Annotated in this window: 14 protein-coding genes; 6 read left to right on the top strand and 8 right to left on the bottom strand. The window is 56.0% G+C overall.

Translation table 11 applies throughout. From position 1 onward, the window contains the following. The first annotated feature begins 123 nt into the window (after positions 1–123). From galU to ACP15U_RS09705, 6 genes are all read left to right on the top strand, one after another. Positions 124–1,017 carry a UTP--glucose-1-phosphate uridylyltransferase GalU gene (gene galU, locus ACP15U_RS09730; protein WP_425044942.1) on the top strand — a complete coding sequence of 298 codons (894 nt, stop codon included), beginning with the start codon at positions 124–126 and terminating at the stop codon, positions 1,015–1,017. Between the two features lie 21 nt (positions 1,018–1,038). Beyond that, positions 1,039–2,022 carry a UDP-glucose 4-epimerase GalE gene (galE, locus tag ACP15U_RS09725; RefSeq protein WP_425044941.1) on the top strand — a complete coding sequence of 328 codons (984 nt, stop codon included), beginning with the start codon at positions 1,039–1,041 and terminating at the stop codon, positions 2,020–2,022. Positions 2,023–2,083: 61 nt separating this feature from the next. Continuing rightward, entirely contained in the window at positions 2,084–3,238 is a 1,155-nt protein-coding gene (locus tag ACP15U_RS09720) for a glycosyltransferase family 4 protein (protein WP_425044940.1), read from the top strand. A 49-nt stretch (positions 3,239–3,287) separates the two neighbouring features. Next, positions 3,288–4,298 (top strand): glycosyltransferase family 2 protein, encoded by a 1,011-nt coding sequence (locus ACP15U_RS09715; protein ID WP_425044939.1) that lies wholly within the window; start codon positions 3,288–3,290, stop codon positions 4,296–4,298. Beyond that, complete coding sequence (locus ACP15U_RS09710; RefSeq protein WP_425044938.1) at positions 4,295–5,992, top strand: beta-1,6-N-acetylglucosaminyltransferase; 1,698 nt, start codon at positions 4,295–4,297, stop codon at positions 5,990–5,992. Before ACP15U_RS09715 ends, ACP15U_RS09710 begins: the two co-directional genes overlap by 4 nt. A gap of 6 nt (positions 5,993–5,998) precedes the next feature. Beyond that, complete coding sequence (locus tag ACP15U_RS09705) at positions 5,999–7,435, top strand: sulfotransferase family 2 domain-containing protein (protein ID WP_425044937.1); 1,437 nt, start codon at positions 5,999–6,001, stop codon at positions 7,433–7,435. Between the two features lie 3 nt (positions 7,436–7,438). Here the strand turns inward: ACP15U_RS09705 and ACP15U_RS09700 are convergent, their stop codons facing one another. From ACP15U_RS09700 to ACP15U_RS09665, 8 genes are all read right to left on the bottom strand, one after another. After that, positions 7,439–7,957, bottom strand: a complete 519-nt coding sequence (locus ACP15U_RS09700; protein WP_425044936.1) for a L,D-transpeptidase family protein — start codon at positions 7,955–7,957, stop codon at positions 7,439–7,441. A 60-nt stretch (positions 7,958–8,017) separates the two neighbouring features. Then, positions 8,018–8,845 (bottom strand): ion transporter, encoded by an 828-nt coding sequence (locus ACP15U_RS09695; protein ID WP_425044935.1) that lies wholly within the window; start codon positions 8,843–8,845, stop codon positions 8,018–8,020. Between the two features lie 18 nt (positions 8,846–8,863). Continuing rightward, positions 8,864–10,099: a class I SAM-dependent RNA methyltransferase gene (locus ACP15U_RS09690; RefSeq protein WP_425044934.1), complete on the bottom strand. Its 1,236-nt coding sequence runs from the start codon at positions 10,097–10,099 to the stop codon at positions 8,864–8,866. A gap of 39 nt (positions 10,100–10,138) precedes the next feature. Next, positions 10,139–11,971, bottom strand: coding sequence for an ABC transporter ATP-binding protein (locus ACP15U_RS09685; protein ID WP_425044933.1), 1,833 nt, complete (start codon positions 11,969–11,971; stop codon positions 10,139–10,141). Then, complete coding sequence (locus tag ACP15U_RS09680; protein WP_425044932.1) at positions 11,968–13,806, bottom strand: ABC transporter ATP-binding protein; 1,839 nt, start codon at positions 13,804–13,806, stop codon at positions 11,968–11,970. Before ACP15U_RS09680 ends, ACP15U_RS09685 begins: the two co-directional genes overlap by 4 nt. A 181-nt stretch (positions 13,807–13,987) precedes the next feature. Next, positions 13,988–15,166, bottom strand: coding sequence for a CCA tRNA nucleotidyltransferase (locus ACP15U_RS09675; protein WP_425044931.1), 1,179 nt, complete (start codon positions 15,164–15,166; stop codon positions 13,988–13,990). Further along, a complete protein-coding gene (locus ACP15U_RS09670; protein ID WP_425044930.1) occupies positions 15,163–15,759 on the bottom strand; it encodes a CoA pyrophosphatase in 597 nt (198 codons plus the stop codon). Before ACP15U_RS09670 ends, ACP15U_RS09675 begins: the two co-directional genes overlap by 4 nt. Continuing rightward, positions 15,752–16,738, bottom strand: a complete 987-nt coding sequence (locus ACP15U_RS09665; RefSeq protein WP_425044929.1) for an Hsp33 family molecular chaperone HslO — start codon at positions 16,736–16,738, stop codon at positions 15,752–15,754. Before ACP15U_RS09665 ends, ACP15U_RS09670 begins: the two co-directional genes overlap by 8 nt. Positions 16,739–16,792 lie beyond the last annotated feature (54 nt).

Here is a 16,792-nt window from a genome sequence, read left to right as displayed (position 1 = left end):
CTGCTGCTATCGCAAAAATCTTGGGCACCTACCGTGGCAGGTTTGGATTTTGTTCGCTATTGAACTGCGCAAGCCGCTACGGCGACGTATAGAAATGCAGTAAGAGTTTGTTTGAGGGTCAGCATGCCAAAGAAAGTTACCAAGGCGATCTTCCCCGTAGCGGGTATGGGGACACGGTTTCTGCCGGCGACCAAATCGGTGCCCAAGGAGATCATGACCTTGGTGGACCGGCCACTGGTCCAATATGCCATTGACGAAGCGCGTGCCGCCGGCATCAAAGAGTTCATCTTTGTTACCTCACGCGGAAAGAGCGCCCTTGAGGACTATTTTGACCACAACCCGTTTCTTGAGCAGGAACTGCGCAAGAAAGGAAAAGATGAACTTCTCAAGACGCTCAAGTCGACCAATATGGAAAGCGGCGCAATTGCCTACATCCGTCAGCATCGCGCTCTTGGTCTGGGGCACGCTGTCTGGTGCGCCCGGCGCTTGATCGCCAACGAACCTTTTGCAGTAATCCTTCCCGATGATGTAATTGCGGCGGAAAAACCGTGCCTGCAGCAGATGGTTGAAGCCTATGCCGAAACCGGCGGAAACATGGTAGCGGCGATGGAAGTGCCGCATGATAAGGCCAGCGCCTATGGTGTTCTGGATGTGGACGAAGATATGGGCTCGGTTGTGTCCGTCAGCGGCATGGTCGAAAAGCCGAAGGCCGAGGAAGCTCCGTCAAATCTCGCGGTGATCGGCCGGTACATCCTCAGCCCCTCGATCCTGCGCAACCTTGACAAGATCAAGTCCGGTGCCGGTGGCGAAATCCAACTTACCGACGCGATTGCTGCCGATATCGGATCTGACAACCCGGTCTACGGGTACCGCTTCCGCGGAGAGCGATTTGACTGCGGTTCAAAGGCCGGGTTCCTTCAGGCCACCGTTGCGTTTGCCCTCGCCCGTGACGATCTGCGGGATGATCTGGCGGAATTCCTATCGACAATCTCCAATGCAAGCAAAGCCGCCCAGTAACCGGATCCGACGGATTTTGACATGACAAACATTCTTGTCACTGGCGGTGCCGGCTACATCGGATCGCATGCCTGCAAAGCGCTTAAAGGCGCCGGCTATACTCCAATTGCATATGACAGCCTGATTACAGGTTGGGAAGACGCAGTAAAATTCGGCCCGTTCGAAAAAGGTGAACTTGGCGACCGGGCGCGGCTGGATGAGGTGTTTGCCAAGTATAGTCCCGCAGCAGTCATGCATTTCGCAGCCCTCAGCCAGGTTGGCGAAGCAATGCAAGAACCGGGTCGCTACTGGCGCGGGAACGTCTGTGCATCCCTGACCCTGATTGAAGCTACAGTCGATGCCGGATGTCGGAACTTCGTTTTTTCGTCGACCTGTGCCACCTATGGCGACCACGACAACGTCGTGTTGGATGAAAACACACCCCAGATGCCCCTGAATGCCTATGGCGCATCGAAACGGGCGATCGAAGATATTCTCCACGATTTCAAAGCTGCACACGGATTGCAGTCTGTTATCTTCCGCTATTTCAATGTAGCTGGCGCAGATCCTGAAGCCGAAGTCGGTGAGTTTCATCGCCCGGAGACTCACCTCATACCACTGATGCTGGATGCAATTGACGGCAAGCGCGATGCACTGACGGTTTTTGGTACCGACTATGACACACCGGACGGAACCTGCATCCGGGATTACGTACATGTCTGCGACCTTGTCGATGCCCATGTTCTGGGCCTGAAATGGCTGGAAGATGACAAGGGCAGCCGGGTATTCAATTTGGGCACAGGAAGCGGCTTTTCCGTGCGCGAGGTGATTGATTACGGCCGGACAATCACAAAACGTGAAGTCCCCTATACGATCGGGCCTCGGCGCGCCGGTGATTGCACCAAGCTTGTTTCCGGCTCTACCCTTGCGGAAACCGAACTTGGCTGGCAACCAAAACGGTCCAAGATGGATATTATGATCCAAGACGCCTGGAGATGGCATCAGAACGGAAGCTACGATAAGTAAAGCCGGGCCGCCACCGGCGCGGCTGCTGGATGTAACCCGCCTGATCCGCCGGGCAGGACGGGTGCCGACCGGCATCGACCGGGTTGAGATCGCCTATCTCAAGAGGCTGGTAACCGAACCTCAACCCCTGTTTTGTCTGGCAAGAACAAAGCTGGGTTATCTTCTGCTGGACCCAGTTGGTTCCACTCAACTGGCCGAGCTTGCGGCAGATGGACGGGATTGGGGACAGCCCGATCTGATATCTCGAATGACCACCCACAAACCCGGTATGCGCGAGCGAGCCGAGAGTTCTTTGCGCAGGCTAGCCGCTTCTCGATGCCTGCCAACTGGGCTGGAGTCGATGCTGCGCGGGATGTTGCCGGCCCAAACGGTGTATCTGAACGTCGGGCATAGCAATCTGTCCAATCGTGTTCTGTCCGCAACAAAGAAGATAGGCCCTGTTTCAATATTGATCCATGATACGATCCCGTTGGACCATCCGGAGTATCAACGGCAGGGAACACCTGAGAAATTCCGCGAAAAGCTCCGCATCGTAGGAAAGTTCGCTGATCTGGTTATATACAACTCAGCCCATTCCCGTGCCCGCGCTGAGCACCATATGAGAGCCTGGGGCAGAATACCGTCACATATCGTTTCGCATCTGGGCATTGAACTTGTTGATCCTGTCGAATTTTCCGCAGAAATAAACCCTAAACAGCCATTTTTTCTCTCAATAGGCACAATAGAGCCGCGCAAGGGACACGACCTGCTGCTGGACGTTTGGGAGCTTCTTGAAAAACGTTTGGGACCAAAAACCCCCCAGTTGTTGATATGCGGCTCGAGGGGCTGGAACAACAAACCTGTATTTGATCGCCTTGAAGCCCTGCCGCCAGATGGACATATTTCCGAAATCTCTGGTCTGTCGGACGCCGCTGTTGCTGCCTTGATGACAAGAGCGTCGGCACTTCTGTTTCCAAGCCGCGCTGAAGGGTTCGGGCTGCCGCCTGTCGAGGCAGCTGCACGTCAACTTCCTGTGATCGCATCGGACTTGGCGGTTCTACACGAGGTGTTGGGGGACATACCAGTTTACCTAAGTGCCACAGACCGTTATCAATGGCTAAACATGGTAGAAAAATACTCGGGTATGGCGCCGGGTGAAAACTGGAAGAAGACTGGACCGAAGTTCGTTTCACCAAGCTGGGATGCACACTTCAAGATCGTCTTAAGGTTCACCTGATAACTCCGTATCCGGCAGGTTAGGCAACGCGGGCAAAGGAACGAGCGGCTTGGGCGTATGGCAATCATACCGCCTTCGGGTCCAGCGAAAACGCTGGCGGGTTCGCGCCCTTCGCAAAAGGCGCGAACTGAAAGTCGTGGCTGACCGGACTCAGCAGATCCGCCCGGAAGATATTCTGATATTCAGCACGTTGCGGAATGAACGCGTTCGGCTTCCTTTCTTTCTTCGGTATTACAGGGCGATGGGAGTGTCCCATTTCGTCTTTGTTGACAACGACAGCACCGACGGATCGCTGGACTATCTGGCCGACCAGAATGATGTTTCGGTCTGGCATACGCGCGCCAGTTACAAAAAATCCAGGTTTGGGGTCGATTGGCTCAACTGGCTCCAACGAAAATACGGTCACGGTCATTGGTGTCTGGTCGTGGATCCGGACGAGTTCCTGATCTACCCATTTTGCGACACTCGCCCACTTCAGGCGTTGACTGATTGGCTGGACGCGTCCTCGATAAAGTCATTCAGCGCCATGCTGCTCGACATGTATCCCAAAGAGGATCTGAACGAGAAACCGTATCAGGAAGGGCAGGATCCCTTCGAAATCGCCAACTGGTTCGATAGCGGCAACTACAGCTACAAGAAAAACAAACGCTTCGGAAACTTATGGATTCAGGGCGGCCCACGCAGTCGGGTCTTTTTTCGGGACAAGCCGGAAAAGGCGCCTGCACTCAACAAGATACCGCTTGTCAAATGGGATCGTCGCTACACTTACGTCAGTTCCACGCACATGCTTTTGCCGCGTGGCTTGAATCAGGTCTATGACGAATGGGGCGGAGAAAAGGCTTCGGGCATTCTATTGCATGCCAAGTTTCTGGACAGCTTCAACACCAAAGCCGCCGAGGAATTGACGCGCAAACAGCACTATTCAGCTTCAGTAGAGTATCGCGCCTATGCCGAAACGATGCGCGATGACCCCGAACTGTGGTGCAAATGGTCCGAAAAGTATATCAACTGGCGGCAACTTGAGATCCTCGGCCTCATGTCCAAGGGGAACTGGGCATGACCGTCGGCATCGTTCTTCTGGTGCATACGGCCCTGAACCGGGCCGAACAGGTTGCCCGCCATTGGACAAACGCCGGTTGTCCGGTCGTGATCCACGTGGACAAGAACGTATCCGGGCCGGTCTACAGAGCCTTCGAAAAGTCTCTGTCTGATAACCGGATGGTGCTGTTTTCCAAACGGCATCGGTGTGAATGGGGAACGTGGGGCATTGTAGCTGCCTCTCAATCCGCGAGTGAGATGATGCTGGCAGAGTTTGCTGATGTGCGGCACGTCTATCTTGCTTCGGGTTCATGTTTGCCTCTGCGACCCGTGCAGGAGCTGATAGATTACCTTGCCGCTCGGCCGCGAACCGACTTCATCGAAAGCGCCACCACGGCCGATGTTCCGTGGACCGTAGGCGGGCTGGACCATGAGCGATTTACCCTGCGCTTCCCTTTCTCCTGGAAAAACAGCCGCTTTCTGTTTGACCGCTATGTCGAACTGCAGCGCAGGCTGGGCATCAAACGCAAGATCCCCGCAGGGCTAGTTCCCCATATGGGCAGCCAATGGTGGTGTTTGACCCGCCAGACCCTTTCCGCCATCCTGCAAGATCCCGAGCGGACTCACTATGACCGGTATTTTAAACGCGTGTGGATCCCCGACGAAAGCTACTATCAAACTCTGGCCAGGCTTTATTCATCCAACATTGAAAGTCGTTCACTTACTCTGAGCAAATTCGACTTTCAGGGAAAGCCGCACATCTTCTACGACGATCATCTACAGCTCCTTAGGCGCTCGGATTGTTTTGTCGCGCGCAAGATATGGCCGCATGCGAACCGCTTGTATCAGGCGTTTCTGTCCGACACGTCGGGCTCAATGAAGAAAACGGAACCCAACCCAGGCAAAATTGACCGGATTTTTGCCAAGGCCGTTGATCGCCGTACACAGGGGCGGCCAGGTCTCTACATGCAGAGCCGGTTTCCCAATTATGGCTGGGAGAACGGGATTACATCGAACCCCTATTCGATGTTTCAAGGCTTTACCGAGCTATTTGAGAACTTCGAAGACTGGCTGTCGAAAACCACCGGATCCCGTGTGCACGGCCACATCTTTGCCCCGGAACGGGTTGAATTCGCCGACGGCCAGACACTTATTAACGGCGCCTTGTGCGATAGCGCCAAACACCGGGACTATGCGCCCGAGGCCTTTCTCACGAGCCTGATCTGGAACACGAGAGGCGAACGCCAGTGTTTCCAATTTGGGCCAGAGGATAATCAGAAGGTCAACGAACTGATCGCGCGCGATCCGAACGCCCAGATTTCCGTTATCACCGGGGCTTGGGCAGTTCCCCTGTTCAAGTCAAACCGCAATTTCGCCGATCTCCGAAAAGAAGCCGCCCGGCTTCAACAGATCGAAAGCGCCCATCTGGATGTTCTGCGGGCCCAGTATGCCAAGGCCCGGATCCGGATCTGGAGCATGGCCGAGTTCGTCGAAGCTCCGATGGAACCGATCCAAACCATCATCGACGAAATTGCGCCAGCAAGTCAGCGCCGCTTGACCGAGGTTCCAACCATGGTGGACTTGACCGGGTTTGGTCAGTTTCTGCAGAACCTCAAAAACCAGGGCATGCATCCCTACTTGATGGGCGATTTTCCGGTAGAACCGGGTCAGATCAACATGCAGAAACCTGCCCGCAAACCTTATCTGGTGCGTTGATCCCGTATGACAGGACCGTTTGATTATTTTGTGGTTTTTGCAGAAATGCGGACGGGGTCCAATTTTCTCGAAACAAACCTGAATGCCATATCCGGGATCACTTGCCACGGGGAGGCATTCAACCCGCACTTCATCGGCTATCCGAACAAGACCGAAATTCTCGGTGTTTCTCAGGAAGTGCGAGATTCCGATCCCGTTCGGTTTCTTGAGACCATCAAAGCGGCTCCCGATGAGATCAATGGGTTCAGGTATTTTCACGACCATGACCCGCGCATTCTTGAAAACATGGTCGAAGACCCCCGGTGCGCAAAGATTATCCTCACTAGAAATCCGCTCGATAGCTATGTGAGCTGGAAAATCGCGCAGGCCACGGGTCAATGGAAATTGACCAATGTAACACGCCGACGCGAAGCCAGAGTGGCATTCGATGCCGAGGAATTTGCTCGCCACGTCGAAGCGTTGCAGGATTTTCAAGTCTACTTGCTCAACCAGATGCAAACCGGTGGGCAAACGGCCTTCTACCTTGCCTACGAAGATCTGCAGCAAGTCGACATCATGAATGGCCTAGCAAAATGGCTGGGCGTTGAGGGACGTCTAGAAGAGCTGGATCAAAGCTTGAAACGCCAAAACCCAAGCCCGGTGACAGCCAAGGTTTCCAACGTCGGTGCGATGATCGAGGCGCTTGGTGGAATGGACCGGTTCAATCTGACCCGGACACCGAACTTTGAGCCGCGACGCGGCCCGGCGGTGCCCAGCTATGTGGCGGGCGCCCGGGCGCCGATCCTGTTCCAACCCATAAAGGGCGGGCCAGATGAAATGGTTGTGCGCTGGATAGAGGCGCTGGATTCTGTATCACCGGGCGGATTGCCCACGAAAATGAACCAGAAACAGCTGCGCCAGTGGAAAAGAGCCAACAAAGGGCACCGCAGCTTCACGGTCCTGCGCCATCCGTTGGCCCGCGCCCATTCACTATTCTGCTCCCGCATTCTCAGTACCGGTCCGGGCCATTATCCTCAGATCCGCGAAACCTTGCGAAAGCGGTTCAAGCTTGAGATTCCAAAAGACGGGCCCAACGCGAACTACACCATTGACCAGCACAAAGCCGCATTTTTGGCCTTTCTGGAGTTCGTACGCACAAATCTCGCCGGGCAGACTGGAATTCGGCAGGATGCCGGCTGGTGCAGTCAGGCTCAGGCAATATCGGGTTTCGGCGATTTCTCTTCTCCGGACCTCATCCTGAGGGAAGATGAAATCCAAGAAGAGCTTCCTGCCTTAGCACGCCGGCTGGGTTATGCGGAGCCGCCAGAACCTGGCCCGGTCGAGCCAGACATCCCCTACTCACTTGCAGATATCTACGACGATCAGATCGAAGATGTCGCAGCCGATATCTATCAGCGCGACTACCTGCTTTTTGGATTTGGCCCGTGGCGGGAAAAGGACTGACGATCAGGGCCTAAGCGTAATCAGGGTGCCATCTCGGACCATGGCATAGATCTCTTCGATCTCCTCGTTCTTCACGGCGATGCAACCGGCCGTCCAATCCCGTGTCTTTTTGGCGCGTCGGCGTTCCCGGGTCTGGTTCGGCTCCCCGTGAATAAAAATCTCGCCGCCGGGCTTCTTTCCCATGGCCTGCGCTTCGGCAATGTCGCGAGAATTCGGGTAAGAGATACCGATAGACAAATGATAGGAACTGTTGGGGTTGCGACGGTTGATCAGATAGGTACCCTCTGGGGTCTTCCCATCCCCTTCGATCTTTTTGTCACCGACCGGGGCAAACCCAAGATCAACGGTATAGTCTTTAAGAACCTCTTCGTTATGCAACAGGTACATCCTGCGTGCGCCCTTGTTCACCACGATCGATGTAACTTCTGGGCCGTTATACCTGCGGAATTTGCTGGTCGAACTGGTGCATCCGCCAATTCCAGCGGTCGCAAGCAATCCCAGACCGAATGCGCGACGTTTCATGCCTGTCTCTCTATCTCTGCTCTCTGTCTCCGAATACGCCTATTTTTGCATTCAGAGAAATCACTTTTTTGGTGGGATCTCTCGGGCTTCGGGCAAGACTGCGCTCAACCTTTGCTCTATCGACTCCAGCCTGTGCAAAACTTCGTCCCGATAAACCTTTGTGTTTTCATTGTCTTCTTCGTGATGGGCGTCCTGCATCGAGTTCACGATCAGACCCACAAGCAGGTTCACAACGGCAAACGTGGTGATCATAATAAACGGCACGAAAAAGCCCCAGGCGTACGGATAAACCTCCATAACCGGCCGAACGATCCCCATGGACCAGCTTTCAAGCGTCATGATCTGAAACAGTGAATAAGCGCTCAGGCCCAGTGATCCGAACCAATGCGGAAAGGACGCTCCGAACAGTTTGGTGGCCATGACAGCGCCGATGTAGAATATGATCGCCATCAGTAGGAACACACTGGCCATTCCCGGTAGCGCAGTGATGAAGCCTTCGACAACTCTCCGCAGTCGTGGTGCTACCGAAATAACCCGCAAGACACGCAGAATTCGCAGGGCTCGCAAGACGGAAAGGCTCTGCGCACCCGGCAAGATCGCAACACCCACGATCACAAAGTCGAACAGGTTCCAGCCATTCAGGAAGAACTTTCCGCGATAGCAGATCAGTTTCAAAGCAATCTCGACCACGAAAATCGTAAGGCAGATCTTGTCGAGAACCGAAATCAAGCCGCCGGCATAGTCCATGACCGTAGGTGAAGTTTCCAACCCAAGCAGAATTGCATTGAACAGAATAACCAAAGTTATGAACCGGCCGAACCGGGGATTTTCCAGAACACCAATCAAACGCGAAGCTTCAGCCGAATTGGAAGAGGGATAAGAGTTCATTTTTCTTTCAGGAATAGGTTAGCAAGGTAGGTTCAGTGCGGCGACAAGTTCGACATGAGGTGACCATCGGAACTGGTCCACCACCTGTACCCAGTCAAGAATATACCCGGCACCCGTCAGAACCGCCGCGTCGCGGGCAAAGGTGACGGGGTTGCACGAGACATAGGCAATCACCGGAGTTCTCGCCTGAGCCAATTGTGAAATCTGAGCATCCGCTCCGGCACGCGGCGGATCGACCACGGCCGCCTCGAATGCAGCACCAAACGGGTTCAGTTCATCCGGCATCAACGGCCTGCGAAACAGGTCGCGGGTAATACTGGTGACCTTCTTCAAACCCTGCGCATTGCGCCAACCAGCATCCAAAGCCCGGATCATGTCGCGGTCACCTTCGTAAGCGTGGAGTTCGGCCTGCTCTGCCAACGGCAGAGTAAAGGTTCCACATCCAGCGAAGAGATCGACAATCCGACGCGCACCCGCTGTGATCTCCTTGACCCCAGCCAAAAGAGCGGTCTCACCCTCGCGTGTCGCCTGCAGAAAGGCGCCGGGTGGCGGAACGACCTGCGCATTTCCAAAACTCTGGGTAGGCGGATGTCGCATCGCGATCTGTTCGCCTTCCCATGCCAGGCGCGCCAATCCGAACTGCTCAGTCACCTGCGCCAACGACAGTTCAAGCGGTCCGTCCAGTGGCTTGCCTCCGGAGACCGCGATGTCCAATCCTGCCTTGCTGATCGTAACGGTGACTGCCAGAGCGTTCTTACGGCTGGCACCGACGCGGGCCAGTTCTTCGGCCACCGGAATTGCGGCAAGCAACTCCGGATCCAGAAGCTGGCAGTCTGGTATTTCGGTGATTATGCCCGAAGCCCGCCCGTGAAATCCGACCAAAGCGCCTTTTTTGGTGCGTCTGGCCGCGAATGTCGCCCGACGGCGGGACTGGATCGGTGACGTCACGATGGGGCGCAGAGACGACTCCAGCCCATGCGCCGCCATTGCCAAACGAACGATCTCCTGCTTCCAGCCCGCGACAAAGCCATCGTCTGCGTGTTGAAGCTGACAGCCTCCGCAAGCCCTATAGTGGCGGCACGGAGCCTGAATCCGGTGCGGAGATGGCGTTTCGATGCGGACATCCGTGAGCTGCGGCCCGTTCTGTTGACCGCTCACGATTTCGCCCGGTAAGGTGCGTGGAGCGTAGACCGGCCCGTCGGCAACCCCGTCACCCAGGTGGCCCAATCTCGTTATCTCGAACTTCTTAGACATGCGGTTCCAGATAGTGGTCAGGCGGCGGCGAATAAAGACCTATTCTGCCGCTTCTGTCTGAATGAAGCCGCCCGATTGGCGATGCCAGAACCGCGCATAGAGGCCGCCACGATCCAGCAATGCAGTGTGCGAGCCTGTCTCGACAATCTGGCCCTCGTCCATCACGATGATCCGATCCATTTCAGACAATGTTGACAGACGGTGCGCGATAGCAAGCACCGTCTTGCCCTCCATCACGCGGTGCAAAGCAGCCTGAATGGAAGCTTCCACCTCGGAATCGAGAGCCGAAGTTGCCTCATCCAACACGAGGATCGGCGCATTTTTGAGGATCGCCCGCGCAAGCGCAATTCTCTGACGTTGCCCTCCCGAAAGCTTGACGCCCCGCTCACCCAGATGTGCATCGTAGCCCTTTCGACCATTGGCATCTTCGAGGCCAAGAATGAAATCATGTGCCTCAGCGCGTTTGGCAGCGGCGATCATTTCCGCTTCGGTCGCCTCCGGCCTGCCATAGAGTATGTTCTCCCGCGCCGACCGGTTGAACATCGCAGTCTCTTGGGTGACCATTCCAATCCGTTTTCGAAGACTGTCCTGGGTAACTTGGCTGATGTCCTGTCCATCGATCAGTATGCTTCCGGACTCTGGATCATAAAGCCTGAGAAGCAGGGAAACCAAGGTGGATTTCCCTGCGCCCGAGGCGCCAACGATCCCAAGCTTTTCGCCGGGTTTCACGGTCAGCGATATCTCTCGTACACCGCCAATGTCCCGGCCATATGCAAAACTTGCCCCGACAAAACCGATTTCGCCCCTGTCAACGACTAGGTCGCTGGCATTTGGAAGATCCTCGACCCTTTTGGACACGGCGAGTGTCTTCATGCCGTTTTCGATTTCCCCGATATGAGAATAGATGCCCATCAAGGTGAAACTGACCCAGCCGGTCATCTGCGCAACGCGAACCGCCACGGCACCGGCTGCGACGATATCCCCTTCGGTCGCGCTGCCGGCCTGCCAAAGCCAAAGTGCGCTTCCGAGAAGAACAACAGGGAGGATCCCCGCAAGGCACATCAACAAGAACCGGAATGTTGCTGATAGCTTACCGAACTCCAGTGACCGATCCCTAAGATCGGACATCGCCTCGCGGGCTGCTTCGTCCTCGTTGCTGGCATGGGCAAACAGCTTGACGGTCTTGATGTTGGTAATGGTATCCACCACCTGCCCGGTGACCATGGCTCTTGCACCAGCTCTTGCGGCCGAATGTTTCCGGATGCGTGGGAGAAAAAAGCGTATCAGGGAAAAGTATGCCGCCATCCAGACAACAAATGGCAGCATGACAAGCGGATGAATTGCGCCCAACAGAAGCAATGAACCCGCCAGTGATGCCAATGCGAACACAACAGCGCTGATGACATCCGAGACCACCGACGCGATAGCATTCGCAGTCTGCATCTGTTTCTGTGCGATCCGACCGGCAAAGTCGTCGTCAAAAAACGTCACTGACTGGCCCAGTGTCCATCGGTTCAGCTTGGCCAGAACCAGAGGGGCAATGTTCGGCATTACGATGTAGTTGTTCGACAGAGACGACAGGCCGAAGGCCAACGGCCGCAGCAACATGAAAAAGGCCGCGGCCCCAAGAATGACCGCAAGATTGGTGGCGGAAAAAAACGCTCCGCGACCGCCTTCAATGGCAGAGTCTATGACTTGGCCGAGGATCCACGCCGTTCCCGCCTCCAATGCCCCGGCAAAGGCAGAGAGACCGCCCGCCACAAACAGCATCGGCCACGCACCCGTCAGAGCCCAACGAATGAACGCCCCCAACCGCAGAGGCGGAGGCGTTACATCCGGTCGAAAGGGATCAATCAGATGCCCAAGGTTCATTCTGCGGCCTCCGGATTCAGGAACCCCCCTGACTGGCGAGTCCAGAACTGCGCATATAGCCCATTTCGGGCCAAAAGCTCGGTGTGGCTTCCTTCTTCGACGATCCGGCCCTGATCCATAACCAGGATACGATCCATCTGGGCAATGGTGGAGAGCCGGTGCGCAATGGCAATTACCGTTTTTCCCTTCATCATGCCATAAAGGGTTTCCTGAATTACTGCTTCCACCTCGCTATCAAGGGCCGAGGTGGCCTCGTCCAACACAAGGATCGGGGCATCTTTCAGGATTACTCTGGCCAAGGTCACCCGTTGCCTTTGCCCGCCCGAAAGCTTTACACCGCGTTCGCCGACATGGGCATCATAACCGCTACGACCCTGCGGATCCCTCAAATCGAGGATGAAGTCGTGGGCCTCGGCCTGTTTGGCCGCGGCGATCATTTCATCTTCGGTCGCATCCGGCCTGCCATACAGGATGTTTTCACGAACGGTCCGGTGCAGGAGAGAGCTATCCTGCTGCACCATCCCAATCCGGGCGCGCAAACTGTCTTGGGTCACATGCGCTATATCCTGCCCGTCGATAAGGATCTGGCCGCCTTCGGCATCGTAGAAACGGAGCAGCAATTTGACCAAAGTGGATTTACCTGCACCAGATCTGCCGATCAGTCCGATCCTTTCACCGGGGCGGATCAACATGTCGATCTGATCCAGACCGCCGGCCTCTCGACCATAATGGTGGGTCAACCCGCGCAGTTCAATTTGCCCAGCCGAGTACTCAAGCGGCTTGGCATCCGGCACATCAACGAGATCGATGGGCTGGGCAATGGTCTCCATCCCCTCAGCCACTACTCCGAGTTGACGGAAAAACGTCGTCAATGCCCACATGATCCAACCGGTCATGGCATTCAACCTGAGCGTCAGCGCCGTCGCCGCAGCAACGATCCCGACAGAAGCCTGCCCTTGCATCCAGAGCACTACGGCCCAACCAACCACGCCGACAATCAGCAGTCCGTTGAGCGTGACCAAAACCGCATCCATGACGGTATAGATCCGCATTTCGGTTTGGAATGTGCGCCGTGTGTTCTCGATTGCGTCCTTTGCATAGGAAAGCTCGAGGTCGTGATGGGCAAACATCTTGACCGAATGGATATTGGTATAACTATCGACCACGCGGCCGGTCACGGTCGAACGCGCATCCGAAGCCGCCTGACTGGCAGGGCCCACCCGCTTCACCGTCCATTTGATTAGGGCCATGTATAGCGCGAACCAGATCAGCAACGGGATCAACAGGCGAGGATCGGCAGCCATCAACAGAACCGCCGCGCCAATCAGGTAGGCCAGTGAAAATGATATGGCATCGAAAACCTGAAACACGACCTCTCCGGCGGCGGGCGGGGTCTGCATAATCCGGTTTGCGATACGCCCGGCGAAATCGTTTTCAAACCAACCGACAGACTGTCGCAAGACATGCTTGTGCGCCCGCCAGCGGATCACGGTTCCGAAATTCGGAAGCACCGCATTGTTCAGCAACATCACGTCCAACACATGAAGGGCAGGTCGGATCAGAAGGATGAACAGGGCCACAAGGATCAGTTCCCACCCATGTTCCGCCCAAACCGTCTGTGGCGCACCGTCGAGCAGGTCGACGATCCTGCCCATGTAGGAAATGAGGCCGATCTCTACGGCGGCAACGACGACGGACAACAGCCCTGCAAAGAAAAAAACCTTCCAGAATGGTTGGGAGTAGGCCTTCAGAAATGGCCATAGATGGGTTGGAGGACGATCAACTTCTTCGTAAGGCACAAAGGGGTCGACAAGATTTTCAAAGAAACGAAACATGACGGAGGCTCCGGTCAGAGCTTGAAATAGAAGACGAATGCGAAAGGGCTGACGACCCGTTCGACACAGGGACTAGCTGCGCTAAAGTCAGGGTTCAGCCGATGCTGTTCCAGATCCCGTAATACATTCGCACCCCTCCGGCATGGAGTAACCGCAGCCTAATCCCAAAAAGTGGAACTTGTCACCCCTCTTTGGGCGGCTCGTCCATGGTGCTCAAAAGCTCTTGGCGCGAAAGGTGAAATCCTGACTTGATCCAGGTGGCTTCCAAATCGCGCAGCGCGTCGCCCAGCGCCTTACCTGAAAGACGCGGCATCAGATCCACCGGTTTAACAGGAAACTCTGCGCAGGCACCTGTCGCAATCTGATCGAACATATCCCGCCCAACCGGCTGTTCCAAAAGTGCGCCCCGCAACAGCAACGCAGACAGGCTGTCCGATGCTCCGAGTCGATATGCGAGCTCGGCGGCGGTCTCTGTGCCGGTCGCTGCCTGTCTCAGCCGGATCAGGCGTTGACCGTCCGCTTTGCTCAGTCGCAGAGCCGGCCCGGGATCTTCGAGGCCTAGCGTCGCCAGCCGTAAGATAGGGTCAGGGTCTGTCTCAGTTTCCAACTCAAAGTGAATCAGGGGTGCCAAAGCCCGGTCGTCGGCTCCGGGAAGAAGCTGACCCAAGACACCCGTGGTCCGCATCGCCGCAAGCGACGGAGCTGGATCAGGCGCTGCACAAAGCTTCATCAATTCTGCTCCGACGCGTTCTTTGGACAGCAACGACAGGCCATCTACGTTCGCCGCAATCGCATCCAGTGCAACAGGATCGAACCCCTGCTCGGCATCGCCATACCAAGCGTGAAATCGGAAGTAGCGCAGGGATCGCAGATAATCCTCCCGAATTCGGTTTTCAGCTGTTCCGATAAAACGCACACGGCGACCCTCGAGATCAGGAAGCCCACCCAAAGGATCAAGCACGGAACCGTCGGGTTTGGCATACAAGGCGTTCATGGTGAAATCTCGACGGGCGGCGTCTTCCTCCACGCGAGCCGCGAAGGCGACAACCGCGCGCCGGCCATCAGTCGAAATATCCCGCCGAAAAGTGGTCACCTCATGCGGGATACCCTCCTCGACCAGCGTGACTGTGCCATGTTCGATACCTGTTGGCACCGCTTTGATGCCAGCGGCATCGGCCAGTGAAATCACCCGCTCGGGCAGAGCATCAGTTGCAATGTCGATATCGGATACCGGAACACCCAGCAAAGCGTTCCGCACACACCCACCAACAAACAGGGCTGCGGCCCCGCCAGAGGTGAGAGCAAGGCAAACGCGCTGAGTTGCAGGATGGTTCAGCCAGGGATCCGAAATCCGTGTCATGGGTCCATCCTTGCTGCCAGCCCACGGAGGATTCGCGCCGTCGCGCCCCAGATATAATATGGTCCGAACGGAACGGTATAATAGCGCCGCCATTCGCCCCGCCATCGGCGTGCTTCGACGATATAGCGCTCCTCATCTGCAAGATGTCTCAAGGGAACCGAGAACGCCTCTTCGACCTCGCCGGCTTCAGGAGCGATCTCGAACCTGTCTTGGACAAGCGCCACAACCGGCGTCACCTCGAAGCCGGTAACCGTTTCATGGACGGGCAATTGGCCCAAGACTTCGGGAAGATCCTGTGGCAGACCAATTTCCTCATTAGCCTCACGCAAGGCTGCGGCAACGACAGACTGGTCCCCCTCATCCTGTTTTCCGCCGGGAAAGGCGATCTGACCCGGATGGTGTTTGAGGGCGGATGACCGCTTGGTCAGGATCACCCGAGCCTCAGACCCGGTTACGTCGATCGGAATCAGAACACCGGCAGGTCGCAATCGCCGGTTTTCTGGCAAAACCGTATCGGGGTTCAGATCGAAGTCAGATGATCCGAACCCGGGCTGTGCCAACGCAGCGAGAAGCTCCTGCCTAAGATCAGTCACTGTCTGGCTGTTCCGCATCAAACCCCAGGGTCTTGGGATCAAGTTCGTAGTGAGCGCTGCAAAACTGACAATCGGCGGTTACACGGCCATCGTCCGTCGTCATTTTCTCGATATCTTTGACCGAGTAGATCGACAGGCTTTGCCGCACCCGGTCTTCGGAACAGGTGCATCCGAACCGGACTTGTTGGGAATCGAAAACCCGCGGTTGCTCCTCGTGGAACAGGCGGACCAAAAGGTCGGTGGCCGAAACCGATGGGCCGATGAGCTCCAGATCCTCTACTGTATCAAGTAGAATGTTGACCCTGCTCCAGTTCTCTCCCTCTTCGCCTTCCAGAAGATCCGTGGCTTGTAGGACGTCGCCAGACCCTTCGCCACTGGCTGCAAACGGAGACGCCTTGGGCATATGTTGCAGCATGATACCACCGGCGCGCCAATGCGTGCCGGATCCGGGTTCGGTAGACTGACCAAAACTGAGCGAGAAACGAGTCGGCAACTGTTCGGATTGAGCAAAATAGGCCTCGGCACACGCACTAAGTGATCCGCCGGCAATCGGCGTGATCCCCTGATAAGGCTGTGTACCCGCACCCTGATCAATCAGGATCGCGAAGTACCCTTCGCCGACCAGATCAAACGGTGCCCCGTCTGCGAGCCGATCCCGGTCAAAACTAGCGTAAGCCCTGATCCGCGCGGTCTCGCCCTCTTCTTGTGGAGCGTAATAGTCGGTGGCGATCATGCGAACCGCACCCTTGGACTGAACCTGCAAAGACAGTTTCCAGCGCAGCCCGATTGTCTGCCCGATCAAAGCAGTGAGCAAAGCCATTTCCGCCACCAGCGCCTCAACCGGCTCGGGATAGTCATGCTGTTTCAGGATACCGCTGAGCACGCCATCCAATCGGGCCACCCGGCCGCGCATATCCGATGCATCAAGCTGAAAGGGCAGGACGGTATCGTCCCACGCGAGTTTGTTTCCGAGGTTCATGGGGTTTCCTTACACGCCACAGGTTGGCATACCGCGCCTATATAGGCTGGGCAA

Source organism: Primorskyibacter sp. S87 (assembly GCF_049801055.1).
GTDB lineage: Bacteria > Pseudomonadota > Alphaproteobacteria > Rhodobacterales > Rhodobacteraceae > JBNAGF01.
The sequence above is the reverse complement of the archived record's forward strand: the minus strand, read 5'-3'. Positions and strand labels throughout refer to the sequence as shown.